Below are 25,658 nucleotides of genomic sequence, written 5' to 3'. Positions count from 1 at the left end.
AGGTGGTCTTGCTTACATCAGATGTGAGACATACTATACATACTAGGCTGTTGTTGATCATTCTGTTAAATGGTGTATGTAGCTATTTGTAACTTGTGCTGATCGTTCCTCTTTTTGTTAATTTTTTTTATTTTTCTGTGCTTGCTTTGTTTCGTCGTCATTCTTTGTGTCATTTTTCTTCTTCTTTTGCTTTTTGCTTTTGCTTCTGCTTCTTGCTTCTGCTTTTTCTTCTTCTTCTTTCTTCGGCTTCTGCTTCTTGCTTCTTGCTTCGGCTTCTTGCTTCGGCTTCCTGCTTCTGCTTCTTGTCTTGTTTCTGCTTCTTGCTTCGGCTTCCTGCTTCTGCTTCTGCTTCTTGCTTCGGCTTCTTGGCTTCTTGCTTCAACTTCATACTTCAGTTACTTACGCCGTTATCCCAATTACTTGCTTCTGCTACTTGGTACTACTCCCTACTCTCTGCTCCCTGCTCTTGCTCTTTAAATTTGGTGAATGACGTGAACAGTTGAGCCGCAAGTCGGATTTCAGTGCAACGTTTCCGAACGCCGTTAGTTACATTTTTCTGCCAATACGCTACAATAGGGGTGAATTTGCCTTATACCCTAAACGACCAAGGAGTGATCATCGATTATGAAGTACGCAGCTCTAGGTAAATCCGGCATGAAAGTAAGTCGTCTGTGTTTGGGGACGATGAATTTCGGTCCTGCCACGGATGAAAAGGAAGCCTTCCGCATCATGGATGCAGCGCTTGATGCCGGCGTCAATTTCTTTGATACGGCGAACATCTACGGCTGGGGCGAGAATTCGGGCCTGACCGAAACCATCATCGGACGCTGGTTTAACCAAGGCGGGGGCCGCCGCGAAAAAGTCGTTTTGGCTACTAAATTCTACGGTTCCATGAGTGATCCTCTGGATGGCCCCAACAATGAAGCCGGGCTGTCGAGCTATAAACTTCGCCGTCATCTCGAAGGGTCGCTGAAACGTCTGCAGACCGACCATATCGAGCTGTACCAAATGCATCACGTCGATCCTTCCGTCACTTGGGACGAGCTGTGGGGCGCTTTTGAGGTTGCGGTCAATCAAGGAAAAATCGGATATGTCGGATCCAGCAACTTTGCCGGCTGGCAGATTGCGGTTGCGCAGGCCGCGGCCCAGAGCCGTCACTTCCTCGGTCTCGTTTCCGAGCAGCACAAATACAGCCTGACCTGCCGATTGCCGGAACTCGAAGTGCTCCCCGCTTCGCAGCAGCTGGGTCTCGGCGTGATTCCATGGAGTCCGCTGGACGGGGGACTGCTGGGACGCAATGCCCTTAAAAAAATCGAGGGCTCGCGCAGCGGAGGCAATGCGGAGCGCGTAGAGAAGCACCGCGCGCAGCTGGAACAGTTTTCCGCTCTCTGCCAAGAGCTGGGCGAACCGCAGGATAACGTCGCTCTTGCCTGGGTGCTGAAGAACCCGGCCGTTACCGGACCGATTATTGGGCCGCGCACGCTGGAGCAATTCGAAAGCTCCTTGCGCTCGCTTGAGATCGAACTTGATGAATCCGTGATGAAGCGCTTGGATGAAATATTCCCGGGCCCGGGCGGCGCCGCCCCGCAGGCCTACGCCTGGTAAGATCCGGGCTCCGCATCGACGCCTTAACGAAACCCTGTCTTATCTCGTTGATCAGCTGCATCAATCCGGTATCGGCCCTCTGCTATGAGGCCGTTTAAGGCTCGATGCCAGTGTCTTGATATCTGCATTCCACGTCTGGCCAACAGTTTAATAAAGCAAATAAAAGAGGAGCCGGCGGCCCCTCTTTTTTTATGGCATTCACCTTCAGCGCTCATGCGGAGAGCAGATCTCCCGCCACGCCAAGTATGGATTACAGCGTAGCGCGCTCGCGCCGGCTAAACGTTTTGCGTTTCTCGATCAGGACATTCACCGCATCGACGTAGGCACGTGCGCTCGCTTCCAGAATGTCGGTGCTCAAGCCGCGGCCTTGCGCGGCCACGTCGTTTTGGGACAGCACGACATGCACTTCACCTTGGGCATCCTTGCCGTGCGTTACCGACTTGATGGAATAGTCCGCAAGCGTAACCTCTTCTCCGGTCACCTTGTCGATCGCGTTATAGATCGCGTCCACGGAACCGTTGCCCTCGGCCTCTTCTTCAATCGTCTGATCTTCTGTTGCAATGCGCACCCGCGCCGTCGGCGTTGATTCGTTGCCGTAAGCAACAAAGATCGTTTCCAGCTTGAAGACCTCCGGCGTATCGATCAGTTTCTCCTCCAGCAGAGCCAGAAGATCCTCATCGGAAACTTCCTTCTTCTTGTCGGCCAGCACTTTGAATTTGGCGAATGCGTCATTCACCTGTTCTTCGGTCAGCTCATAACCCAGATCCAGCAGCTTCTCCCGGAAAGCATGGCGGCCGGAATGTTTGCCTAATACCAGCTTGCTTTCTTTGAGTCCGATGGACTCGGGGGTCATAATTTCGTAGGTTGTCTTCTCCTTCAGCATACCGTCCTGGTGAATGCCGGATTCATGGGCGAACGCGTTCGCGCCGACAATCGCTTTGTTGCCTGGCACGACCATGCCGGTCAGCTTGCTCACAAGGCGGCTCGTGCGGGCGATTTCGGTTAAGGCCAGCCCCGTCTTCGCTCCAAAGAATTCGGAACGCGTCTCGAGCGCCATCGCAATTTCCTCGATCGCGGTATTGCCTGCACGTTCACCGATTCCGTTGATCGTGCCTTCGATCTGATCGGCCCCGTTCAGAATGGCGGCAAGGGTGTTCGCCGTGGCCATGCCCAGATCGTTATGGCAGTGCGCACTCAGCTGAACCTTCTCGATATCCGGAACATTTTCCTTCAAGTATTTGAAGATGGCCCCGTATTCCGAAGGGTTCAAATATCCCACGGTATCCGGAATGTTCACGACATTGGCGCCTTCGCGCACTGCCATGGCGACGACCTCGGCCATGAAATCAAGCTCGGTCCGGCCCGCATCCTCCAGGGAAAATTCCACTTTGGAAAAGTACTTCTTGGCGTAACGGATCGAAGCCTGCGCCGTTTCCAGCACCTGCTGCTTCTCCATCCGCAGCTTGAACTTGCGGTGAATCGGCGAAGTGGCCAGGAACACGTGAATGCACGGGTCCTGGGCGCCTTGAAGCGCTTCGCGAACCGCATCGATGTCATTTTCTCTGGAGCGTGACAATCCAATGACCGTAACGTCCTTAACCGCGCGTGCCACTGCATTCACAGCTGCAAGGTCACCGGGTGACGCCGCTGGAAACCCTGCTTCCATGCGGTCGATTTTCAACTTTTCGAGCTGAAGGGCGATTTCCACCTTTTCCCGAGTGTTCAAATTCACGCCAGGAGACTGTTCACCATCTCTCAGCGTTGTATCAAAGACATAAATCTTTCGCATGTCGGCACCTCCTTGAAGTTTATCTCATGACGTAAACATCCGGCGGCAGTTGATAGAATCCCCTGCCGCCGGCTGCTTAATCTGACGGGTCCGGGCAGCAGCATCATCATCTCATGCCGGACTGCCCCAAACCCCGAAGAATTCCTTATGAATTCTATATATTCTTATTTTTTGATCCAATGCATCATTTCGCGAAGCTCTGCACCCACCACTTCGATCGGATGCTCGGACTCGTTGCGGCGAGTAGCTGTCAGGAAAGCGCGTCCCGATTGGTTCTCAAGGATAAAGTCGCGGGCGAATTTACCTTGTTGAATATCAGACAGGACTTCTTTCATTGCCTTCTTGGTATCTTCGGTTACCACGCGAGGGCCTGTTACATAGTCGCCATACTCCGCCGTGTTGCTGATGGAGTCGCGCATGCTTGCAAGACCGCCTTCATAGATCATGTCCACGATCAGCTTCAGTTCATGCAGGCACTCGAAGTATGCCATTTCCGGCGCATATCCAGCCTCGGTCAACGTTTCGAAACCTGCTTTGACCAATGCGGATACACCGCCGCACAATACCGCTTGCTCACCGAACAAGTCTGTTTCGGTTTCTTCGCGGAAGGAAGTCTCGATAACGCCTGCGCGAGTACAGCCGATGCCTTTTGCATAAGCAAGACCGATCGCCTTAGCTTGTCCAGTCGCGTCTTTCTCGATTGCGATCAATCCAGGTACGCCAAAGCCTTCAACGTACGTACGGCGAACCATGTGACCCGGGGATTTAGGAGCAACCAGAAGAACGTCGTTGTCCTTAGGAGCTACGATTTGACCGAAATGAACGTTGAAACCGTGGGAGAACATCAGTGCCGCGCCTTTTTTCAGGTTTGGCTCGATATCGTTTTTGTACACCGCTGCTTGCGTTTCGTCCGGCATCAGGATTTGTACTACATCCGCACGGCTAACGGCTTCCGCTACAGGGAGTACTTCGAAACCGTCGTTTTTCGCTTTGTCGAACGATTTGCCTTCACGAAGACCAATGACAACCTGAAGTCCGCTGTCGCGCAGGTTTTGCGCTTGGGCATGACCTTGGCTTCCGTAGCCGATAACCGCGATTGTTTTGTCTTTCAGCACGCTGAGTTCTGCATCTTGTTCATAGTAAGTAGTAATTGCCATTTGTATAAGTCCTCCTTTGATTTTAAAGACCCTTCATGATGAGCGGGTATCTCAATAGACCGCTGCTTACCCGATCTGCTGAGACACCCGCTCATGCCATGCAGGTGTCTAACGCTTATATTGCAATAACTTTGTCATCCGGATAAAAAGAATAATGTTACATCATTACGCGTTACCGCGAATCATCGCGGTAACCCCGGTACGGGAAAGCTCCTGGATGCCATAAGGCTTAAGCAGCTCGATCATCGCATCGATTTTGACGGTATCGCCGACAACCTGAACCATCAGGTTGGTCGTGCCGATATCCACGACGGATGCGCGGAAGGTTTCGACGACGCCCATAATTTCCGGTCTTGCCGACGGCTCGGCTTTTACTTTGATCAGGGCGAGCTCCCGGGCAACCATCGGCTTCGAGCTCAGATTGATGACTTTAATGACATCGATCAGCTTGTAAAGCTGTTTCTCTACCTGCTCCAGTGTCGTTTCGTCTCCAGTGGTTACGATAACCATCCGGGACAAGCCGCTTTCCTCCGACTGTCCCACGGTAATGCTCTCGATGTTAAAGCCCCGGCGTCCGAATAACCCGGATACGCGCTGCAGGACACCCGGCTGGTCATTCACTAGTACGGCAATGGTATGTTTTGTACTCATCTTACGCATCCCCCATCAGCATTTGATCGATTGTCGACCCTTGCGTCACCATCGGATACACGTTCTCGCCCTTCTCTACAACGAATTCAACGAGGACGGGCCCCGGCGTTTCCATCGCTTCGGCCCAAGCACGCTGTGCTTCTTCTTTCGTGGTGGCACGAAGTCCTTTGACACCGTAGGCTTCAGCAAGCTTGACGAAATCAGGGCTGCCTGCCAGATCGATATGGCTGTAACGGTTATCGTAAATGATCTCCTGCCATTGACGAACCATCCCAAGCACCTGGTTGTTGATGACAACGATTTTTACCGGAATGTTGTTGATGGCACAGATGGCAAGTTCTTGCGAACACATCTGCATGCCGCCATCCCCGTTGATCGAAATGACCAAGCGATCCGGATGCGCCATCTGGGCACCAATCGCGGACGGGAATCCGAAGCCCATCGTTCCGAGACCGCCGGAGGTGATCCAGGAACGCGGCTGGTTGAACTTGTAATACTGCGCGGCCCACATTTGGTGCTGACCAACGTCAGTCGTTACAATGGCTTCGCCCTTCGTGGTATCGTTCAGCATTTCGATAACCCATTGCGGCTTCAGCACCGTATCCGAATCGACATAACGGAACGGATACTCGGCTTTCCATTTGCGGATCTGGTCTCTCCACGCATCGGCTTTCGCAGCGTACGAAACGATCGGGTTCAGCATCTCAAGCACCGTCTTCACGTCACCGACAATCGGAATATCGGTCGGCACGTTCTTGCCGATCTCGGCCGGGTCAATGTCGATATGAACGATCTTCGCGTGTGGCGCGAATCCGTCAAGCTTGCCGGTAACCCTGTCATCAAATCTTGCCCCGATGTTGATCAGCAGATCCGACTGCTGAATACCATGGTTCGATGTGTAGGTTCCGTGCATGCCCGGCATTCCTGTCCACAGATCGTTGCCTGTCGGGAAGGCGCCAAGGCCGAGAAGCGTTGTCGTGATCGGAATCCCGGTTTTGTTCACGAATTCGTGCAGTCCTTCGTGAGCACCGGAGTAAATCACGCCGCCGCCGGCAAGAATCATCGGACGCTCGGCCTCCTCGATCGCGCGGGCCAGTTTATCCAACTGAAGTTTGTTCGGCACCGTCCGAGGATTATATCCTCTCAGTTGGATTCGCTCTTCCGGCTGGAACAGCGTGGTTGCCGCGGATACATCCTTCGGAATGTCGATCAGCACCGGTCCTTTGCGACCGGTTGAGGCGATATGGAAGGCCTCATGAATCACCCTTGGCAGATCCTTAACGTCCCTTACCAGATAGCTGTGTTTCGTAATCGGCATCGTGATGCCTGTAATATCCGCTTCCTGGAAAGCATCCGTACCAATCAGGGTTGTTGCAACGTTACCGGTAATAACAACGAGCGGAACGGAATCCATGTAAGCTGTTGCGATACCGGTCACAAGGTTCGTTGCCCCCGGTCCTGAAGTTGCTATGCATACGCCGACTTTGCCGCTTGCGCGGGCGTAACCGTCAGCGGCATGAATGGCACCTTGCTCGTGTCGGGTCAAGACATGGTTGAAATCCTTAAAACCATACATCGCATCGTAGATATACAGGACGGCTCCGCCCGGATATCCGAAGACGCACTCGACACCTTCGAGCAGAAGACTCCGAAGCAAGATTTCCGAACCGGTAATCACTTCAGGCTTCAACCATTTCTCTCGTAATTGTTCTGTAGACCGCACTTCTGGAGTTTGCGCGCTCATCAGTCATCCTCCTCTCAAATATTGGCACTCTTCTCTTTCATCCATGATTCAAGCAACAAAAAAACCTTCCGTCGCCACACCCGGAGTATCTCCGTGTGAGGGACGAAAGGTTTAGCTTCCGTGGTACCACCCATATTTGCCCTACACCTCGCAGTGCAGAGCCTCAGCAGGTATGAAGAACGCATGAACACAGCTCTTCAATATCTGCAGTCCGTAACGCGGACTAAGACGATTCCCCCTAATAAACGCTGTTACGACTTAATGCGATAAAGTCATAGCGTAGCATCTTTCAGGGAAACAGCTCCGAGGTGAGCTCGTATAAAAGGGGTTTTGGTGGTGGTTTCAGCTGATCCATCCACTCTCTGAGCAAAAGAGCCCTTTAAACTTCGTCCTCATCATTGCCGATTGGATATATTCGTTAAAATGTTTAGAAACATTATATGATTCATTCAATCCAGAAGTCAACACATTTATTTTACTTCCGATGAAAGGTTTTCATTCACAATGGGCGCAATTCCTCCGCCGCCTTGAACCAAAACACCCTATGAAACCCTGCTACATATGATAAATGGAGCAGACTTAACCGCGGTGAAGGGAGGAAACAACACGATGATCCGTTACCGAAAACCGGACCAGGATGATCCGATGATTCTGCAGCTCATCGAGTCCCAACTCGTCCCGCTTTCCCATATGACCAAAAAAGAGTTGGACCTCATCCGCAAGGATATTCCCTCTCGTTTACGGCGCGGCGTGACCCTTGTCGCTTCGCCTCAGGATAACGAAAAAATCGTTGCTTTTATCCATTTCATGATGCACGGCGAGCTGCTGTATATCGATATGCTGGCCGTCGCATCCACCGCACAGCGAAAACGGTGGGGTGTCCGTTTGATGGAACATGCCGAACGTTTCGCTGTATCCCGCGGATGCAAACGTGCCAAAGTCATGGTGGACATCGGCAACCACACCGGCCTTCATTTTTACCGAAAGCTTGGCTATACGGTGACCAGAATGATCGAACCCAGCCGATGTTATGAGTTGGAAAAGATTTGGTTCCTCTAATTACCAGAAGAAGCCTGGCCCGAATCCTGGTCCAAAACCCGGTCCAAAGCCTGGTCCAAAGCCCGGCCCGAAACCGCCGTAACCCGGTCCAAAGCCGCCAGGGTAGCCTCCAAACCCGCCGCCATATGCATAAGGTGCCGTACCAATGGCAAGAAGATCAAACAATGCGAGCGGAATAATCGCCTTGGTTTTCACCTTTTTCCCCTTGGTTGCCGGTTCCACATAAAGGCGGTTGCCGGAGACGCGTACCAGCTTGCCCGTCACCATAGTTCCGTTTTTCTTATACGCCACGATCTCTTTGCCCACGTATGATTTCACTTTCGCCTTGCTGACAGGCTTGTGCATAAGATCCCTCCTCAGGTAATATACATTTCAATTTATTCCGGAAGGAGTTCCCTTGCTTGTTTCAATGCCCTTACGATAGCAAAAGATAGGCGACTCTCTCCATGAGCCGAGCACCCGTGCCGCCGAAATGATGCATGATAGCGGGGGGACGCAAAATAAAAAAAACCGCCGTAATATTACGGCGGTTTTTTCATACACGTATAATTAAGCGTTCACTTTTTCTTTAGCTACAGTAGCCAAGGAATTGAACGCGTTCAGGTCGTTCACAGCCAGATCAGCCAGCATTTTGCGGTTGATGTCCACGCCAGCAAGCTTCAGTCCATGCATCAATTTGCTGTAGGACAGACCGTTTTGACGAGCAGCCGCGTTGATACGAACGATCCACAATTTGCGGAAGTTACGCTTCGTATTGCGACGATCGCGGTATGCATAAACGAGGGATTTCATAACCTGCTCGTTCGCTGTTTTAAAAATGCGGTGTTTGGAACCGAAATAACCTTTCGCAAGCTTCAATACTTTTTTATGTCGACGACGAACGACAAATCCGCCTTTAACTCGTGCCATATCAAAAGACCTCCCAATAATTGTTGTTTACTATTTCAAGTTAGCCAGACCTTGCTTCAAACGTTTAACATCTCCAGGCGCCATGACAGGGCTATTGGACAATACGCGCTTCGCACGCTTGGATTTGTGGGAAAGCAAGTGGTTTTTGTAAGCTTTATAACGTTTAACTTTACCAGTACCAGTAATTTTGAAGCGGCCTTTCAGGCTGCTATGTGTTTTCATTTTAGGCATTGTAGTACTTCCTCCTCTAATTTCTCTTAGGCTTTTGGAGCCAAAATCATAATCATGCTGCGGCCTTCCAATTTCGGTTGACGCTCAATGACGCAGAGATCCGCCACTTCCGTTTTCACGCGCTCCAAAATCTTCTGACCGATGTTAGCATGGGTGATTTCACGGCCGCGGAAACGCACGGAGCATTTCACTTTATCGCCGTCTTTCAAAAACTTAACGACATTGCGAAGCTTGGTTTGATAATCATGCTCCTCAATGTTGGCTCGGAACCATACTTCTTTGATGTCCACAATTTTCTGGTTCTTCCGTGCTTCCTTCTCTTTTTTCTGCTGCTCATAGCGGAATTTACCGTAGTCCATGATGCGGCATACCGGCGGTTTCGCCTGAGGGGCCACGTTCACCAGATCCAGATTGAGATCAATTGCCATTTGCAGTGCTTCACGAATCGGCTTGATCCCGATTTGCTCACCTTCGGCACCAACCAAACGTACTTCTTTGGCCCGAATCTCGTCATTGATCATATGTTCCTTACTGATAGTCCTCCACCTCCAAATTACTTGTTGTTCCTGTTTGCAAAAAATAAAGGGATGACGGGTTAACCACCGACATCCCTATTTGATACTCATCTCACAAATGAAGTTGAATCCATTCATTGATTTCGTGATCAAACCAGCCAACGCATGTCGGTCAGGTGAGAAGCGGCGCTTCTGCTTGCAATCAGATATTCTGTTTAACAGACTAGGATAGTATAACAGGTCATCCTAACATCTGTCAACACAAATGGCATAAAAATTTTGGATTAGCCTTGTTTGCTCTGAACTTCTTCAAGGCGCACAACCCGGGTATGCTCCGTATGGCTCCACTGCTTGTTGTTCTGCGTGAAGAACGCGTATACCGTGATGGGATACCACGACAGCAGATAAATCGGAAACAGCACCAGATACATATATACCTTCTTGTACTTCACCTTCTCCAGAATCATCGCAATCATGAACGTGAACACATTCGCCGCAATCGCCGTAAAGCTCAGCCATAGCGGTAAATAACCGTACAGGTTCGCGATGTTCGGACCATTGAAGAACGAGCTGTCAACCCAGATGATGGCCGTCAACAAGAAAGTCAGCAGCACGATGTAGACGTTGACTCCGTAAAGGGCCAAGTCCAGCTTCACAAGGCTGCGCTCCTTAATGGCACGCCACAACAGCGGGAAGAAATAACGGCGGGCAACCGTAAAGTGACCCTGCATCCAGCGCAGACGTTGTCTGGCGGAAGCCTTAAACGTAAGCGGTTTTTCGTCGAATACCTTCGCGTCGTAATTGAACTTCGGATACACGCCGCGCATGACGCTGCGCATGGTGAACTCCAAGTCCTCCACCAGACTGGTTGCGCCCCAGCCGATCTCCTTCAAGAGATTGGTCTCGAAGCACATTCCCGTTCCGCCGAGGAAGTTGGCCATGTTCAGATTGCTGCGGGACAGCTGCCACAAGCGGTTGATATACCAGTAGGAAACCCCGTAAGAGGCGGTGATCCAAGAATCCTCTGGGTTCTTGGTATCGATATATCCCTGGATAACTCTCGCTCCAGAGCAAAGATCGTTGTTCATTTCATTCAAGAAATTCGGATCCGCCAGATTATCCGCATCAAACATAACGACCGCGTCATACTGGCGCGGCATCGCCCAGAGCTCTTTCAGCATCCATTCGATGGCATAGCCTTTGCCTCGAAGATTCTGATTCGTGCGCACGCAGGCGTTCATCCCGTGGGCACGGACGATTTCTGCTGTACGGTCTGTACAGTTGTCGCAAATGACAAATACGTCGTACAGATGTTTCGGATAATTTAGCTGTTTCAGGTTCTCCATTAATGCCCCGACAACCTGCTCTTCGTTATGCGCAGCAACTAACACTGCAAATGATTTATTGGGTTCAAACTGTTGTTTCTTTTTTCTTTTGACCAGACCAAACAAAGAGAATACGAACTGGTACACACCCACCGCGGCCAAGAATAGTTGGAGCGCGATAAAGATGGCGTCTGTCATGATTCTCCGTTACCCCCTTTTTATAACCCGAGAATGTTTGTTTTTTTCTCTCTAAGTTCTTCGCATTTTTGTTGTTGCTATGACCCTGTGACTTGTGTCTGTCCTTCTAGTAGCCTCGGTGCCGCGGGGCAACTTCGCACGTCATACACGATTTTCCACACTTTTGAATCTTTTGTCAAAACCGTGGAATGCTCTAATTTACGGAAAAACTTCGTAAAAGAGCTCAGCTTGCATTCCAGTTTGCCAGCAAGCTTCGTTTCAAACGGCTTTAGTTCTTATTTTCATCCGTTTTCTTGCTTTTTATTTCTCTTGGCTGCCCATTTTTTCTTTTTCGACTTGTCCGCCAATAAATAAACGCAACAGACAACCAAAAAGTTTTCGTTTTTTTCAGTGCTCTTTCTCTAATAAACTTTTTGACGTCCGTTTGAATCATTGTAGCGGCATCTCCTACTCAAGTCAAAAGACCACGGACCCTGATTTTCTACAAAATGCGCGCTGCTGGCTAACTCCTTAAGTAGCAAGGGTCCAGCGAGAAGCTTGCCGAATCAATTAGCCGTTCCCGGGACCAAAGTCCCTTACCTGCAAGGGGGAAGTGGTTGATTTCTCTTCCCAAAATCGATATGTTAAAGTTAAAGAATAACGCTGCAGAACGGGTGAAAAGTAGTGGCTAAAAAAAGAGTCTTGCTGTTATCTGAAGGGTTCGGCGCAGGCCATACACAGGCCGCTCATGCACTCTCCAGCAGCCTGCGCCAGTTGTCCCCTAGCGTACAGACCAAAGTTCTCGAGCTCGGGAGCTTCTTGAACCCTAAAATCGCTCCACTGATCATTTCGGCCTACAGAAAGACCATTACGACTCGCCCAAGATTGGTCGGGTACATGTACCGCCATCAAAAATCCTTTAACCGTTTTACCGCTTTAGCGCTTCACCGAATGTTCTATACAAGCACCAAGAACGTGGTCAGGCAGCTCCGACCCGACATCATTGTGTGCACCCATTTCATACCAAGTGCGGTCATCTCGCGTTTGAAACGGCTGGGCACGAACGTGCCCCTGTGTACCGTTATAACCGATTATGATGCTCACGATACATGGATCAGCCCTGAGGTCGACCGATATTTCGTGTCCACGCCGGAAGTGAAGCGAAAGCTGCTCAATCGCGGGGTTTCCCAAGCCAAAATTCAGGTCACCGGCATACCGATCCATCCCGACTTCTGGACGCATCCGAGCAAGGAGGAAATCCGGGCGCGGTTTAACCTGTCCGATATGCCTACCGTGCTGGTGATGGGCGGAGGCTGGGGCATCATGAATGACGAAGTTGTGCATGAATTTCTGACCCGATGGCGAGAAGAAGTCCAGATCATATTTTGCCTCGGCAATAATGACAAGGGCCGCGAGGAGATGGAGAGCAATTCCAGGTTCCAGCATCCGAACATCCGGATATTGGGCTTTACGCGGGAGATCGACAAGCTGATGGAGGTGTCGGATCTGCTCGTTACGAAGCCCGGCGGCATGACATGCACCGAAGGCCTGGCCAAAGGAATTCCGATGCTGTTCCATCAGCCCCTTCCGGGACAGGAAGAAGAAAACTGCCAGTACTTCACGGCACAGGGATTGGGAGAGCCCATCCATTCCCTGGAGGTTCTGGGCAAATGGATGAACAAGCTGCTTCATCAATACGACCTGATCCAAGAACAACGGGCGCAAAACTTGCAGGACATCGAACGCTTTCATCCCATGCAAAGCGCCCGCAGCATCATCGACATGCTGGAAAACGAAAAGGTGTACTCCTGAATAAGGAGCACACCTTTTTTGCTGCGTTTTATCGCGAGCAAATCACCCGAATGGATAGATTTTCTTCTATTATAATAGTTGTAAACGCTATCACGGAGAGAAACTATCACGTGTAGATGTTATTTTCCGTATTTTTCAAGGCGATTCTGATGGTATGAAGCAAGGGCTTCCTTGCCTACAATCGCCTCGCAGCGATGAATTTGCATGCCTTGGCCGACGAATTTCGTTTCGTATTCTGTCATGACATGCTCTTCGTTCAGCCCGTCGCGATGCAGATCCAGCGAAATGTTCGTCATTTGCAGACCATAATCGGCAAATGCATTCAGGGAGAATTCGAAGAGCGTGACCGAATCGGTCTTAAAATGGATCTCCCCCCGCTCGTTCAGGATCCGGGAATACTTGTCCAGAAAGCGCGGATGCGTCAGACGACGGCGTGCATGCTTTGTTTTTGGCCACGGATCGCTGAAGTTCAAATATAACCGTTCAATTTCGCCGGGCTCAAAAACCTCCTCGACATTCTCGATATTAAACAGCGCCAGCTTCAGATTCGGCGGGGTATCGACTCCCTCCTGGGCCCAGACATTGCGCCCCTTCTCGCTTGCGCGGCGAATCAGCTCGTCGTACATGTCGACGCCGATGAAATTCACTTGCTGATGCTTGTAACTCATCTGGCTTATAAATTGGCCCTTGCCCATGCCGAATTCGACATGGATCGGAAGGTCGTTGCCAAATAACGAAGCCCACTTCCCTCTATATTGACCGGGGTCCAAAACGACCAGGTCTTCCTGCTGCTCCAGATTTTCCCGTATACCTTTTCTTCCGCGTAAACGCATGTCATACCTCCGAAACTTTCCAAGTAAATTTAGAATGATATCCCGATACTGCATTTATTGTGACGAAGTTGATCCCAAAAGTAAAGAGCCCCATAGAAAAAGGAACCTACGCTCTGCTCAACGCAGAGGCTTTAGGTTCCTTTTTCTTATATTTGGAATTGGGGTTCCGCGATAGTTAAACTGTGAATAGTCTACCTTTCTTCCGACGTAAAATCAAACGTCTTCTCAAAGGCGGCCCGAATCTTGCGACGTGCCGAAGCCTTGACTCCCTGGTCGGAGTTAAACTCCACGCCGGTAAGGGCTAGGGCTTCATTCGGGGTAAGCTCCACAGCGATTTTGTCTTTACTGTCATTCTTTACTGTCGATGAATTCATTCGTAATCACCTCACGGTATTATTGTATCCATGACGTCACACAAATATGAATCCTATCCGTTATATACCCATGCCAAAATTGCTTGAATCATCTTTTTATTTTTCTATTTTAAATATACCAATTATATGCAATCCATTCAAGTAACAACGTCTTAATTAGGCTTGAAGACCTGTATATAACGCAATCCTTTATTTTTTGTTACAATGGACGTAGCTGTTTCATTTAAGTAAAAGGCCAATAAATTATGGGTTGCCAGGGCCTTGGCTGAACCTGTCTCAATTCAACTTAAGCGGCTATAAAGGAGCAAACATGAGCACACCACTTATACCCGCCCCGACCTTATGGGGCGACAAACGTTTTCATACATGGAATTACGAGATGCGCGGCCAGTTCCAGGAGAAGGTATTCAAGGTTATGCTGGATGCCGGCTTTACGTGTCCGAACCGTGACGGCACGATTGCCAAGGGCGGATGCACCTTTTGCAGCGCCCGCGGCTCCGGCGATTTCGCGGGAAGGCGGCGGGATGATCTCGTTACCCAGTTCAACACCATCCGTGACCGGCAGCACCAGAAATGGCCGAACGCCAAATATATCGGCTATTTCCAAGCCTATACCAACACGTATGCTCCGGTCGAAGAACTTCGCGAATATTATGAAGTCATTCTGCAGCAGCCGGGGGTTGTCGGATTGTCGATCGCCACACGTCCCGATTGCCTGCCTGACGATGTCGTGGAATACTTGGCGGAGCTGAACGAGCGAACCTATCTGTGGGTGGAAATGGGTCTGCAAACGATCCATGATTCCACTTCGGAGCTGATCAACCGGGCCCATGATACCGAATGTTATTTGGAAGCCGTCGAGAAGCTGCGCAAACATAATATCCGGGTCTGCACACATATTATTTACGGGCTTCCGCAAGAGGATCATGACATGATGCTTGCCACCGGCCGGGCGGTCTCCAAGATGGATGTGCAGGGAATCAAAATCCATCTGCTGCACCTTATGCGCAAGACGCCGATGGTGAAACAATACGAAGCCGGGCTGCTGCGATTCCTGGAGCAGGACGAATACATCAGCCTTATCGTGGATAGCCTGGAGTTTTTACCTCCGGAAATGATCGTCCATCGCCTTACCGGAGATGCTCCCCGGGATCTCTTGATCGGACCGACGTGGAGTCTCAAAAAATGGGAAGTGCTTAACGGCATCGACGCCGAGCTCAAGCGCCGGGATACGTGGCAGGGTAAATTGTGGGGGGTATCCTGATGGGCTTCCTCTCGGTTTTAAGTTTTGCCCACAAACTGGTGTCCGAAAGGCTCCGTCCCGGAGACATCGCGCTGGATGCAACCGCCGGAACCGGAGCCGATACGCTGTATTTAGCCAAATGCACAGGCTCAAAGGGCAAAGTGTATGCCTTCGATATTCAAGAGCAGGCGCTGCAGCTGACTCGGGAAAGGCTGGACAAGGAGCCGCCCGGCACCCTTGCGGAGGTTAGCCTTGTTCTTCAGAGCCATTCGCTTATGAGGGAGTGCGTACCTGAGATTGAGCACGGCCGCATGGGTGCGATCATGTTCAATCTCGGCTACCTTCCGGCGGATTCATCGGATAAACGGATCATGACGGAGACCGCCAGTACGCTCACGGCCCTGGAGGCTGCGATCGAGCTGCTCCGCCCCGGGGGCATTATCACCATCGTGCTGTATCCAGGCCACAAAGGCGGCGATGCCGAGGCGGACGCGGTCCAGGCTTGGGCGGGGGAATTGCCCCAGCACAAAGTGCAAACGATTTTGTATCGCGGCCTTCAGCGCTCCGAAGCGCCATATCTCATTGCACTGGAACGAAAGAAGCCGATATGATATAAGTTCTAGGAGAGGTACCGCACTTCACATCCATAGAATATTCCAAACATGATGAAAGGTAGATGATTACAATGACAAAACCATATCCATTGTTGTTCCAGCCTGAATTTAAAGAACGCGTGTGGGGAGGCCGGGCACTAGAGCAGTTCGGCTTGGATATTCCTGAAGGACATATCGGGGAAGGCTGGATGATCGCCGACCATCCGAACGGCACGACCAGCATCGTGAACGGCGAGCTTGCCGGACGCGGCCTGGATGAGGTCCGGGAGCAATTCGGGCGGGAATGGTTCGGAAGCAAAGGATTCTCCGAGGTTAACGGACGTTTTCCGCTCCTGATCAAGCTGCTTGACTGCAATGACAACCTCTCCGTTCAGGTCCATCCGACCGATGACTACGAAGGGCTTCCGAAGGGAGAGCTTGGCAAGACCGAAATGTGGTATGTGCTGGATGCTAAGCCGGACGCCAAAATCATATACGGCCTGAAAGAAGGCGTGAACCGGGAAACCTTGAAGGAAGCCATGGAAAACGGCACCGTTATGGACCAGCTTCAAGAAGTGTCCGTAAAGGCCGGAGATACGTTCTACATACCTGCGGGAACCGTGCATGCGCTCTGCGCGGGCGTTGTGGTGGCGGAAATCCAGCAAAACTCGGATACGACCTACCGGATTTTCGATTATAATCGACCGGGTCTTGACGGTAAGCCGCGCGAGCTCCATATCGAAGACTCCTTGAATGTGACGGCCTATGAAGGATCGGGAGCAACCACCATGAGCACGGAAGGAACGGTGCCGGGAGAATGGCTTGAGCTTGCCAAATCCCCGTATTTCGTCGTGGAAAAAGGCGTCGTGAGCGGAGCATGGTCCTTGTCCACTTCCGCGGAAAGCTTCACGATCGTCGTTGTATGCGACGGCCAAGGAACCCTCAGCTGGGATAACGGCTCCATCGATTACACGTCAGGACAGTGCTTCCTGCTGCCTGCGAATCTGGGTGCCTATACATTGGACGGGCAATCCACGGTTCTGCGTTCATATTTGCCTTAAACAGGGTATAAATAAATGATATAAACCATTCGTTCTTGCGGAGGTGCCAGCCCTAATGATGCAAACCGACACGTTTACGATGCTGAATACGCAGGGTATGCATGTTTTTGTATATGAATGGCTGCCCGGCCCGGATGACCCCATTCGTGCCATTGTGCAAATCGCGCATGGCATGTGCGAAACCGGCAAGCGCTACGAGGAGCTTGCCGAATTGCTCACGGAGCACGGCTATGCCGTATACTGCAACGACCATCGAGGCCATGGGCTAACGGCCGGGCTTACGCATCTCGGCGATGCCGGGGAAGACGGCTTTGAAGGAATGATCGAAGACCAGCTTCTTCTTGCTTCCGAGCTCAAGAAGCGCCATACGAGCGTTCCGCATTATTTGATGGGGCACAGCATGGGATCCTTTTTGACGCAAAAAATCATCTGTTCGGACGGTGAATTATTCGACGGATTCATCCTGTCAGGCACCAACGGTCCCCAGGGACTACTGACGTTCGGCATGAGCTTGGCGGCCGCGCAAATGCGCCTGCAAGGAAACACGCACCGGAGCCTGATGCTGAACGCCCTGGTGTTCGGTCCTTACAACAAAGGATTCGGTCCTATTCGCACGCCGTTCGATTGGCTATCCCGGGATGAAGCCGAAGTGGATAAGTATATCAACGACCCATACTGCGGCAAGGTGTGCACCGCCCGCTTCTTTCGCGATTTCTTCAAGCTGCTGTCACAGATCCACCAGCCTCAATTGATGAAATGTCTTCCGAAGGATAAGCCTGTCTATATTTTCTCGGGCGAGGATGATCCGGTCGGACACCGCGGCAAAGGCGTGCGGCGGTTGATCGAATTGTATCGGAAGCATGGCGTCCAGGACCTCGAATACCGTTTGTATCCGGGCGGCCGCCACGAAATGCTGCACGAGACCAACCGTGCCGAAGTGGCAGCCGATGTGCTCGACTGGCTCGAACGGCACACAACCGGCTCGGACAACGTACCGCAAGAATCGATACGAGTGATGTAACAAAGCGTGATGCCAAGACACATAAAAGGGATGCCCCGGGTTTCTGAAATCCAGGGCATCCCTCTTATTATGCTGCTAAGCAGTTCGTTAGTGTATACAGAACCTTTGAAATTGGCAGCGTTAAGGCTCAATCGAAGCACCTTACTCATCATCGCTCGGCGTGCGATCGACGATCAATTGCGTGACCTGGGTGTACTCTCCTTGCGCTACCTCGTCCTCGGTAGCCTCTTCGCGCAGATCGTCATTGGTTTCCATGCCCGGTGCGATGGTCGGCTCGTCAGACGAAAGCTGTTCTTGCCCCTTCCGATTGTCGTTCATAACATCCCCTCCTCATCGGTTGATGCCAATTAGAATACCGATGCCAGGGCTGTTTTATTCCTGAAACGCCTTTAGATAGGGCTCGTTATGATCGCAAAAGGGTCGCTAAAGAGCGGGGCCGCCGGTTCCTGGCAGCCGAAATTAAGCAATTACGCCAAAACAACCAGTCCGTGTCACAACCAATCTGGGAAAAGGCTTGTCCCTCGTTTCCCCTATTATGCCTGCGTCGCCAACTCCAAAGGCATCGTGTAGTACTGGGGCTGCCCTGTTTCGTTCTGCTGGTACAATACCAGCAGCATCGTTGCGCGTACCGCATGGTCCGGATAGCCCGTACCACCTTGAATGGCATCGTCGAGGTTGAATGGCAGCACCTCGATCATCGCATGCTTCTGAAGATCACGCTCCGTGATCCCAAGATCGGCGAAATCGGCGGATAGTGCCGCGGGGTCTTCCACGATTTTACGAACATTGGCGTTCCACTGCGCTTTGTCTTGGGCATGATCCCACCATATTTTGCGCGGCTTGTATTTATGGCCCAGGAAATAATCAAACTTCATCAGACCGGAAACCACGTTCATGTTCGGCGTGTTCCGAAACTCCAGGAAGGCCGTTAACCGCGTAAACAGGTCCTCGAGCTGATGGCCGATTTTTTGCCAGCCCTGTCCTTCCCAGTAGTCGCCAAATTCTTGGAAGAAATCAAACGGCGACGTAAATTCATGCTTCATCAAATAATTGAGGGTGTGGTCCATTCGGTGTGCATTCCAATACTTCTCCAGCACATCCTCCAGTCTCTTCAAACGGACGATATCCGAGAACGGAAGCACGTCGCTGCCAAGGATCTCATACGGAGCATGGTCCATGTAGGTGTAGTTATACTTGTCCGCATCGATCCTCAGCCCGGTTCCCCGCAGCATCTTCAGGAAGCCTAACTGCAGCTCCTCCGGTCCAAGGGCAAACACGTCGTTAAACGTTTTGCGGAACGTATTGTAATCCTCCTCCGGAAGCCCTGCGATCAAATCCAAATGCTGGTCGATCTTGCGGCTCTCCTTGATCATCGTCACCGTGCGTGACAGCTTGGTGAAATTCTGGCGGCGCTTCACCAGCTCGTTGGTCGGATCATTCGTGGACTGCACGCCGATTTCAAACCGGAAAATGCCGGGAGGCGCATGGTTCGCCAAATATTCCAGCACCTCGGGACGCATGATATCCGCCGTAATCTCAAACTGGAACACGCAGCCGCCATGATTTTCAATCAGGAACTCAAACATTTCAAGCGCGTAATCGCGCTTAATATTAAAGGTGCGGTCTACGAACTTGATCAATTTCGCTCCGTTCTCGATCAGGTAGAGGATATCCGCCTTGGTCCGTTCAATATCGTAGTAGCGAACTCCCACCTCAATGCTCGACAGGCAGAACTGGCAGCTGAAGGGACAGCCCCGGCTGGTCTCAAAATAGACGACCCGCTTCCCGAGATGCGGGATATCCTCCGGAAAACGATGCGGGGAAGGCAGCTCGGCCAGGATGCTTTTCGGTCTTCCCGGGTTCACGATAATTTCGTCCTGCTTGCGGTATGCCACGCCATACACGAAATGGAATTTCCTGTCCCCTTCGATCGTTTGCAGCAAGTGATGGAAGGTCTCCTCGCCTTCGCCCATGACGATAAAGTCGACATTGTGCAGCCGTTTCATCCAATACTCCGTATCGTAGGATACTTCAGGTCCACCCAGTATGATCGTGACCTCCGGCATAATCTTCTTCACGATATCGATCACTTTAATCGTTTCTTCAATATTCCATATATAACAGGAGAATCCGATCACATCCGGCTTGCGCTGGAACAGGTCGGAGACGATATTCATCACGGGGTCCTTAATCGTGTACTCCGTCAATTCGATATCGAAATCCTTCTCGCTGTATGCCTTCAGGCAGCGAATGGCCAAGGAGGTGTGAATGTACTTGGCATTCAAGGTTGATAGTATGACTTTCATGGTAGGGTCCACTTTCCTTCTACATAATGTTAATTTATTCACCGAACGGTTTATCCTGAGTGATGAAACGGGAAAAAGCCATGATTTCCGCCTGTCATGCAAGACTATTCTTCATAGTCATACAAATCGTCCCCGTCATTCGACGCGCTCTGACCATTCAGGAAGAATTCCAGGAACGGACGTCCGTATTTACGGAATTTCACTTCGCCGACCCCTTTGACGTTCAGCATCTCATCCTCGCTCTGCGGGCAGACCACGCTCATCTCGCGCAGCGTTGCATCGTTAAAAATGATGTAGGACGGCACATGCTCCTTGCTTGCCAGCTCGCGCCGAATCAAACGCAGCTGCTCGAACACCGTCTCGTTAACGGCAGACGGCGAGTAGTCGCGGCGGCTGCCGCTGCGTTGGCTGCCTGCAGCCTTGGAAGGCCGCGGAACGCGCTGCATCACTTCGCGCTGGCCCTTTAACACGTCGGCCGCCTCGCTTTGAAGTTTCACGACGGGATATTGGCCTTCGGTCAGCGCCAGGAACCCTTCCGAGATGAGCACATTGATCGTCTCGGATATTTCCTTCTCCGTCCGGTTCGACATGACGCCATAGGTTGGAAGCCGGTCAAAGCCGTATTCCAGCACCTTTTTCGCCCGCGAGCCCTTCAGCACGGAGGCGATCATCGACACGCCAAAGCGCTCGCGCATCCGGTGAATGCAGGAGAAGATTTTCTGGGCATCCACCGTGATATCCACCAGCTCCCGGTCGTCCGTGCAGGAGCTGCACGTACCGCAGGGCTTGTCTTCGTGTTCTTCCCCGAAATAATCCAGCATTGCGCTGCGCAGACACCTTGTGGTGTAGCAGTAATCGATCATCTGCTGCAGCTTTCGGTAGTCGTTCTGCTTCCGCTCGCCCTCCTGGGGGTTCTGTTCGATCAGAAATTTCTGCGTCATGATATCCTGGGCGCTGAACAGCAGGATGCACTGGCTGGGCTCTCCGTCCCGCCCGGCACGGCCGGCTTCCTGGACGTAAGACTCCATATTTTTCGGCATATTGTAGTGGATGACGTACCGAACGTTGGATTTATCGATCCCCATGCCGAACGCGTTCGTTGCAACTATGACGCGAATATCGTCATACAGGAAGGCCTCCTGGCTGTCCGCTCGCTCCGCATCGCTCATGCCGGCATGATAACGTCCGGCAAGTAGCCCCTTCGCCTGCAGGCGCTGGCATAAATCATCCACCTCTTTCCGGGTGGCAGCATAGATGATGCCCGGCTGGTGGGTATGCGAGGCCGCATAATCCAGCACGAACTCCCGCTTGTTTTCCCCGCGAAGCACCGACATTTCCAGATTGTCCCGCCCAAGTCCCGTCACGAACACCTGCGGCTGCTCCAGTCGAAGCAGTCGCTGCATGTCCTCCATAACCTCCGGCGTAGCCGTCGCCGTAAAGGCCGCGACAATCGGGCGGTTCGGCAGCCCTTTTACGAAAGGAGCGACGGAAAGATAGCTGGTCCGAAAATCATGACCCCACTGGGATACGCAGTGCGCTTCGTCGACAGCAACGATCGAAATGTCGAGGCCTGCCATCTCCTCACGGAACCAGTCCAGCTCAAGCCGTTCCGGGGCGACATATAACAGCTTCAAGTCACCGCGCTTGGCCGCGCGTATGCGCTCGTTCACTTCCTTGCCGCTGAGCGTGCTGTTGATATATGCCGCCGCCACGCCCGCCGTCGTAAGTGCATCCACCTGATCCTTCATCAGGGAGATCAGAGGCGATACGACCAACGTCAGGCCCGGGCTGAGGAGTGCCGGGATCTGATAACAGATGGATTTGCCCCCGCCCGTCGGCATAATCCCGAGCGTATCCTGGCCGGTTAGCAGGCTCGCGACGATTTTCTTCTGTCCGTCCCGAAAATCGGGATAGCCGTAATATTTTTGCAGGTATTCCCGCGCTGTGTCCATATTCATCGATTCTCTATCATTTGTTTCCACATTCATGGATATAAACTCCTTATTTCACCTTGGTTTTCCGTTTTAGAAAGCCCTCATCCTTTAAGTTTAACGGCCTTTCCATGAATGGGCAACCGAATCGGGGAAGGAAATTGCATTCGACGAGCGGAATTTCATAAATGTGGAAATACGTCTCCTATCATGCAGAGCCATTAAAACGAAGTTGGTGATCCCTAATGAACGATGAACATGCCGAAGCCGTGCGGCAAACCATTCAATATATGAAGGAGCATCTGGACGAGCCGATGACAACCGAGCTGCTCGCCGATCTCGCGGGGTACAGCCCCTACCATTTCTCCAGGATATTCAAACGGGTAACCGGCATTTCCGTCAGGCAGTACCTGTCCGCCCTCCGGGTCGAATCGGGCAAAACCGAGCTCCTTCAAAGCCCCTCCCTGCTTGTGAAAATCGGAATGAACATCGGTTTGGTAAGTCCGGGCACCTTCAACACCCGTTTTAAGCAGCTTGTCGGCCTGTCTCCGAAGAGGTTCCGCTCCACCACCGAGTCCCTTCATCGTTATGTGAATCAATATGAGCATAAGCCGTTAGCCTGGGCAGGGGAAGAATCACAGGCTTTGCCCCGGATTCGCTGCCGGATCGAAGCTCCCGAGGCGTTCCGCGGCATGATTTATGTCGGTCTGTTCCCAAGACCCGTGCCCGATCAGAAGCCCGTAACCGGTACGGCCGTCAACCTCAAGAATCGGACCTGCACCTTAACCGGCATGCCGGCCGGCACGTATTACGTGCTGGCCGCGGGCATCCCCTGGAGCCTCAATCCAAAGGATTATTTTCTGCTGGGCAAATCCCTGCGCGGCAAACTGGAGGAGCCTGTCCATATCGACAGGGGAACCGATCTTGACGTGAAGATTGCCTTACGGGAGCCTCTGCCCCATGACCCGCCGATTGTGGTTAACCTGCCGCTGCTCTTGTTTGAGAAGGATCGGAATAACAGCGCAAGGTAGAAGAATTTTCGATGTACTTGTCCATTTATAATGGAACTGCAAGAAGAGTTGTCTGGAACAATCAGCGCTATATGATGGAGGAATATACATGACCATTATTCAAGAAACCGTGATTCAGGCCGATGTGCAGCTCCTGTGGAGAGCATGGACCGAGTCCGCAAGGATAACCGAGTGGTTTGCGCCGGCTGCGGAAATCGAGCCGAGAGCGGGCGGAAAATTCGAGCTGTATTTTAACCCCTCCGATCGCGAATCGATGTGCACCGCCGGGTGTACCATTTTGCGGTATGACGAGCCACGCGTGCTTGTTTTTGAGTGGAAAGGACCCGATCCCTTCGCGGAAACGATGAATCAAGGCGAGCTGACGGCGGTTAAGGTTGCCTTTTCCCCTGAGGCGGACGGCACGAGAATAACCCTGGAGCATACAGGCTGGAAGGATTCCGAAGCGTCCCGGCAAGCCCGGGAGTGGCATATCGATGCGTGGAAGGGGATGCTGGCCAGCTTGAAATCCAATATCGAATCCGGGAACGGGATTCTGTGCTGCAAGTAAAACAAACCATGAGCGGAGGAGTGCGAGCATATGCCAAACCTATGCGTTCTATCGATCAATGTAAGCGATATACAGCAAGCCAAACAGTTTTACTGCGATGTTCTGGGATTCGAAATCTCCAGGGTTTATGATGATCAGATCGTCAGCTTGAAGCATGAGGGCATGTCTCTCGTTCTGCAGAAATGCGACCGTCCAACGAATACGGAATACCCGCATGAGGCACAGGTGATCATCGGAATCGAGACCCCGGATGTAAACGAAGCCATTGCGAACTACAAATCGAAGGGCGTCGACGTCATCTTCGATACGCCCAAGCCGTGCCCTCCCGGGCTGTACAGCGCCATCCGCGACCCGTTTGGCAATGTGATCGAGCTGCTGGAATTTACGGAGTAATCCATCCGTTCGGCAGCATCAAAGTTAAAAGCATATGAAGTGAATCCATATAAACGCCAGAGGGATAAAGATGCATGCAGCAGGTGTCGTTCTGATAGATAAGGCCAGCCTGAGAAATCCGGTTGGTCTTTTTGGAGTTTGGGAGCCGCCGCTGCCTCCCTCTGGCATTCCTCCGCCTCTGTTAACGTTGAACCCGATCCGGGTAAGAACATAGTAATGCTGCTTCAAAGGCGGAGCATGGGCAGATTAGGAATCGACGGTTTCGGAAATAATAGGTACTCGAACTGATATATTAACTACACAAGGGGAAATTTCATATGGATATGACACCAGAACAACGCGTGACCCTGCATGGGTTCAACAACTTGACGAAATCGCTCAGCTTTAATATGTATGACGTCTGCTATACGAAGACCCGGGAGGAACGGGAAGCGTACCTTGAATATATTGATGAGCAGTACAACGCGGATCGGCTGACAAAAATATTGAGCCATGTGGCCGAAATCATCGGCGCGCATGTCCTGAACATTGCCAAGCAGGATTATATCCCGCAGGGCGCCAGCGTGACGGTGCTAGTCTCCGAGGGCCCCGTCGTGGAGGTGCCGGAGGAATCCTATGACGAATCGCCGGGTCCGCTGCCGGATAACGTGGTGCTCCAGCTCGACAAGAGCCATATTACCGTCCATACGTATCCGGAATTCCATCCGGACGAGGGCATCAGCACCTTCCGGGCCGATATCGACGTGTCGACCTGCGGGGAAATCTCACCGCTCAAAGCCCTGAACTACCTGATCCACTCCTTCGATACGGATATTATGACGATAGACTATAAAATCCGGGGATTCACGAGGGATATTCACGGACACAAGCTGTTTATCGACCATGAGATCAGCTCCATCCAGAACTATATTCCGGACGAAGCCAAGGAGCTGTTCGATATGATCGACGTCAACGTATACCAGGAGAACATCTTTCATACCAAGTGCAAGCTGAAGCAGTTCGACCTGGACAACTATCTGTTCGGTTACACGAAGGATAAGCTGTCCGAGGCCGAACAGCAGGAAATCACCGAACGCATCAAACTGGAGATGGACGAGATTTATTACGGCAAGAACATGGACCGGAGTTACTGAATGGCTTGCTACCCTGCGGCGGCTATTCTTTTCTTGCATGTCCTTCATGCGAGCAAGCAAACAGGCCGGGCTCCCAGGAGCCCGGCCTGTTTGCTGCTTCTATGGCTTCACCCTAGAAATCGACTTTCGGAATTAGAATTCACTCTGTTTTTTAAATCAAATGGCCTGTTTTTTGTATGTTGTCATTCTCCCAGGTTCCATACAATGAAAGTGATTTA

General features: G+C 51.6%; 27 protein-coding genes. 11 read left to right on the top strand and 16 right to left on the bottom strand.

Annotated elements, in window-relative coordinates:
- Positions 1-169: 169 nt before the first annotated feature.
- Positions 170-388 (bottom strand): hypothetical protein, encoded by a 219-nt coding sequence (locus tag RB298_RS25565; protein WP_486049132.1) that lies wholly within the window; start codon positions 386-388, stop codon positions 170-172.
- 236 nt (positions 389-624) lie between these two features.
- Here RB298_RS25565 and RB298_RS25560 point away from each other — a divergent pair, with 236 nt between their 5' ends.
- Positions 625-1,605 (top strand): aldo/keto reductase, encoded by a 981-nt coding sequence (locus RB298_RS25560; protein WP_486049130.1) that lies wholly within the window; start codon positions 625-627, stop codon positions 1,603-1,605.
- 250 nt (positions 1,606-1,855) lie between these two features.
- On the opposite strand, the gene RB298_RS25555 is transcribed toward RB298_RS25560, so the two are convergent.
- The 4 genes from RB298_RS25555 to ilvB form a co-directional block, all read right to left on the bottom strand.
- Positions 1,856-3,394 carry a 2-isopropylmalate synthase gene (locus RB298_RS25555; protein ID WP_009589363.1) on the bottom strand — a complete coding sequence of 513 codons (1,539 nt, stop codon included), beginning with the start codon at positions 3,392-3,394 and terminating at the stop codon, positions 1,856-1,858.
- Between the two features lie 164 nt (positions 3,395-3,558).
- Complete coding sequence (ilvC, locus tag RB298_RS25550) at positions 3,559-4,551, bottom strand: ketol-acid reductoisomerase (protein ID WP_009589347.1); 993 nt, start codon at positions 4,549-4,551, stop codon at positions 3,559-3,561.
- A gap of 165 nt (positions 4,552-4,716) precedes the next feature.
- Positions 4,717-5,202 carry an acetolactate synthase small subunit gene (gene ilvN / locus RB298_RS25545; RefSeq protein ID WP_486049128.1) on the bottom strand — a complete coding sequence of 162 codons (486 nt, stop codon included), beginning with the start codon at positions 5,200-5,202 and terminating at the stop codon, positions 4,717-4,719.
- Between the two features lies 1 nt (position 5,203).
- Positions 5,204-6,946, bottom strand: a complete 1,743-nt coding sequence (ilvB, locus tag RB298_RS25540) for a biosynthetic-type acetolactate synthase large subunit (protein ID WP_486049126.1) — start codon at positions 6,944-6,946, stop codon at positions 5,204-5,206.
- Positions 6,947-7,555: 609 nt separating this feature from the next.
- Between ilvB and RB298_RS25535 the strand changes: the two genes are divergently transcribed.
- The gene (locus tag RB298_RS25535) at positions 7,556-8,005 is read left to right on the top strand and encodes a GNAT family N-acetyltransferase (protein WP_015737151.1); all 450 of its coding nucleotides are present in this window, start codon (positions 7,556-7,558) and stop codon (positions 8,003-8,005) included.
- Here RB298_RS25535 and RB298_RS25530 read toward each other — a convergent pair whose 3' ends face one another.
- The 6 genes from RB298_RS25530 to RB298_RS25505 all read right to left on the bottom strand — a co-directional run bounded on the left by RB298_RS25530 (position 8,006) and on the right by RB298_RS25505 (position 11,616).
- Positions 8,006-8,350, bottom strand: a complete 345-nt coding sequence (locus RB298_RS25530) for a hypothetical protein (protein WP_096776435.1) — start codon at positions 8,348-8,350, stop codon at positions 8,006-8,008.
- A 204-nt stretch (positions 8,351-8,554) separates the two neighbouring features.
- Entirely contained in the window at positions 8,555-8,914 is a 360-nt protein-coding gene (gene rplT, locus RB298_RS25525; protein ID WP_006212255.1) for a 50S ribosomal protein L20, read from the bottom strand.
- 30 nt (positions 8,915-8,944) lie between these two features.
- Complete coding sequence (rpmI, locus tag RB298_RS25520; RefSeq protein ID WP_007127239.1) at positions 8,945-9,145, bottom strand: 50S ribosomal protein L35; 201 nt, start codon at positions 9,143-9,145, stop codon at positions 8,945-8,947.
- A gap of 26 nt (positions 9,146-9,171) precedes the next feature.
- Positions 9,172-9,666 (bottom strand): translation initiation factor IF-3, encoded by a 495-nt coding sequence (infC, locus tag RB298_RS25515; protein ID WP_009589332.1) that lies wholly within the window; start codon positions 9,664-9,666, stop codon positions 9,172-9,174.
- 278 nt (positions 9,667-9,944) lie between these two features.
- On the bottom strand, positions 9,945-11,183 hold the full coding sequence (locus RB298_RS25510; protein WP_009589322.1) for a glycosyltransferase family 2 protein: 1,239 nt from the start codon (positions 11,181-11,183) through the stop codon (positions 9,945-9,947).
- A gap of 268 nt (positions 11,184-11,451) precedes the next feature.
- A complete protein-coding gene (locus RB298_RS25505) occupies positions 11,452-11,616 on the bottom strand; it encodes a hypothetical protein (protein WP_015737153.1) in 165 nt (54 codons plus the stop codon).
- Between the two features lie 230 nt (positions 11,617-11,846).
- Here RB298_RS25505 and RB298_RS25500 point away from each other — a divergent pair, with 230 nt between their 5' ends.
- Positions 11,847-12,974, top strand: a complete 1,128-nt coding sequence (locus RB298_RS25500) for a UDP-N-acetylglucosamine--LPS N-acetylglucosamine transferase (RefSeq protein WP_015737154.1) — start codon at positions 11,847-11,849, stop codon at positions 12,972-12,974.
- A 119-nt stretch (positions 12,975-13,093) separates the two neighbouring features.
- On the opposite strand, the gene trmB is transcribed toward RB298_RS25500, so the two are convergent.
- Together trmB and RB298_RS25490 are read right to left on the bottom strand one after the other, a co-directional pair.
- Complete coding sequence (gene trmB / locus RB298_RS25495; RefSeq protein ID WP_009589338.1) at positions 13,094-13,807, bottom strand: tRNA (guanosine(46)-N7)-methyltransferase TrmB; 714 nt, start codon at positions 13,805-13,807, stop codon at positions 13,094-13,096.
- 191 nt (positions 13,808-13,998) lie between these two features.
- Positions 13,999-14,181 (bottom strand): hypothetical protein, encoded by a 183-nt coding sequence (locus RB298_RS25490; RefSeq protein ID WP_015737155.1) that lies wholly within the window; start codon positions 14,179-14,181, stop codon positions 13,999-14,001.
- Between the two features lie 310 nt (positions 14,182-14,491).
- Here RB298_RS25490 and mnmL point away from each other — a divergent pair, with 310 nt between their 5' ends.
- From mnmL to RB298_RS25470, 4 genes are all read left to right on the top strand, one after another.
- Positions 14,492-15,445, top strand: a complete 954-nt coding sequence (mnmL, locus tag RB298_RS25485; protein WP_009589327.1) for a tRNA modification radical SAM protein MnmL/YtqA — start codon at positions 14,492-14,494, stop codon at positions 15,443-15,445.
- Positions 15,445-16,035: a tRNA 5-(aminomethyl)-2-thiouridylate-methyltransferase MnmM gene (mnmM, locus tag RB298_RS25480; protein WP_145040510.1), complete on the top strand. Its 591-nt coding sequence runs from the start codon at positions 15,445-15,447 to the stop codon at positions 16,033-16,035. The genes mnmL and mnmM overlap by 1 nt, the downstream gene beginning before the upstream one ends.
- A 74-nt stretch (positions 16,036-16,109) precedes the next feature.
- On the top strand, positions 16,110-17,078 hold the full coding sequence (locus RB298_RS25475; RefSeq protein ID WP_192570743.1) for a type I phosphomannose isomerase catalytic subunit: 969 nt from the start codon (positions 16,110-16,112) through the stop codon (positions 17,076-17,078).
- A gap of 55 nt (positions 17,079-17,133) precedes the next feature.
- Entirely contained in the window at positions 17,134-18,099 is a 966-nt protein-coding gene (locus RB298_RS25470; protein WP_486049120.1) for a lysophospholipase, read from the top strand.
- A 141-nt stretch (positions 18,100-18,240) separates the two neighbouring features.
- On the opposite strand, the gene RB298_RS25465 is transcribed toward RB298_RS25470, so the two are convergent.
- The 3 genes from RB298_RS25465 to recQ form a co-directional block, all read right to left on the bottom strand.
- The gene (locus RB298_RS25465; protein ID WP_192570741.1) at positions 18,241-18,417 is read right to left on the bottom strand and encodes a hypothetical protein; all 177 of its coding nucleotides are present in this window, start codon (positions 18,415-18,417) and stop codon (positions 18,241-18,243) included.
- Positions 18,418-18,632: 215 nt separating this feature from the next.
- Positions 18,633-20,405 carry a B12-binding domain-containing radical SAM protein gene (locus RB298_RS25460; protein ID WP_192570740.1) on the bottom strand — a complete coding sequence of 591 codons (1,773 nt, stop codon included), beginning with the start codon at positions 20,403-20,405 and terminating at the stop codon, positions 18,633-18,635.
- A 104-nt stretch (positions 20,406-20,509) separates the two neighbouring features.
- Positions 20,510-22,393, bottom strand: a complete 1,884-nt coding sequence (gene recQ, locus RB298_RS25455; protein WP_192570739.1) for a DNA helicase RecQ — start codon at positions 22,391-22,393, stop codon at positions 20,510-20,512.
- 188 nt (positions 22,394-22,581) lie between these two features.
- Between recQ and RB298_RS25450 the strand changes: the two genes are divergently transcribed.
- The 4 genes from RB298_RS25450 (at position 22,582) to speD (ending at position 25,440) form a co-directional block, all read left to right on the top strand.
- Positions 22,582-23,367 carry an AraC family transcriptional regulator gene (locus tag RB298_RS25450; protein WP_015737161.1) on the top strand — a complete coding sequence of 262 codons (786 nt, stop codon included), beginning with the start codon at positions 22,582-22,584 and terminating at the stop codon, positions 23,365-23,367.
- Positions 23,368-23,455: 88 nt separating this feature from the next.
- Positions 23,456-23,914: an SRPBCC family protein gene (locus RB298_RS25445; RefSeq protein ID WP_192570738.1), complete on the top strand. Its 459-nt coding sequence runs from the start codon at positions 23,456-23,458 to the stop codon at positions 23,912-23,914.
- 30 nt (positions 23,915-23,944) lie between these two features.
- The gene (locus tag RB298_RS25440; protein ID WP_015737163.1) at positions 23,945-24,307 is read left to right on the top strand and encodes a VOC family protein; all 363 of its coding nucleotides are present in this window, start codon (positions 23,945-23,947) and stop codon (positions 24,305-24,307) included.
- A gap of 317 nt (positions 24,308-24,624) precedes the next feature.
- Positions 24,625-25,440: an adenosylmethionine decarboxylase gene (gene speD, locus RB298_RS25435; protein ID WP_009589344.1), complete on the top strand. Its 816-nt coding sequence runs from the start codon at positions 24,625-24,627 to the stop codon at positions 25,438-25,440.
- The last annotated feature ends 218 nt before the right edge of the window (positions 25,441-25,658 follow it).

The sequence above is a fragment of the Priestia sp. BR_2 genome (assembly GCF_041954005.1).
Classification (GTDB): domain Bacteria; phylum Bacillota; class Bacilli; order Paenibacillales; family Paenibacillaceae; genus Paenibacillus_AQ; species Paenibacillus_AQ lautus_A.
This window is presented reverse-complemented; position numbering and strand designations above follow the sequence as displayed.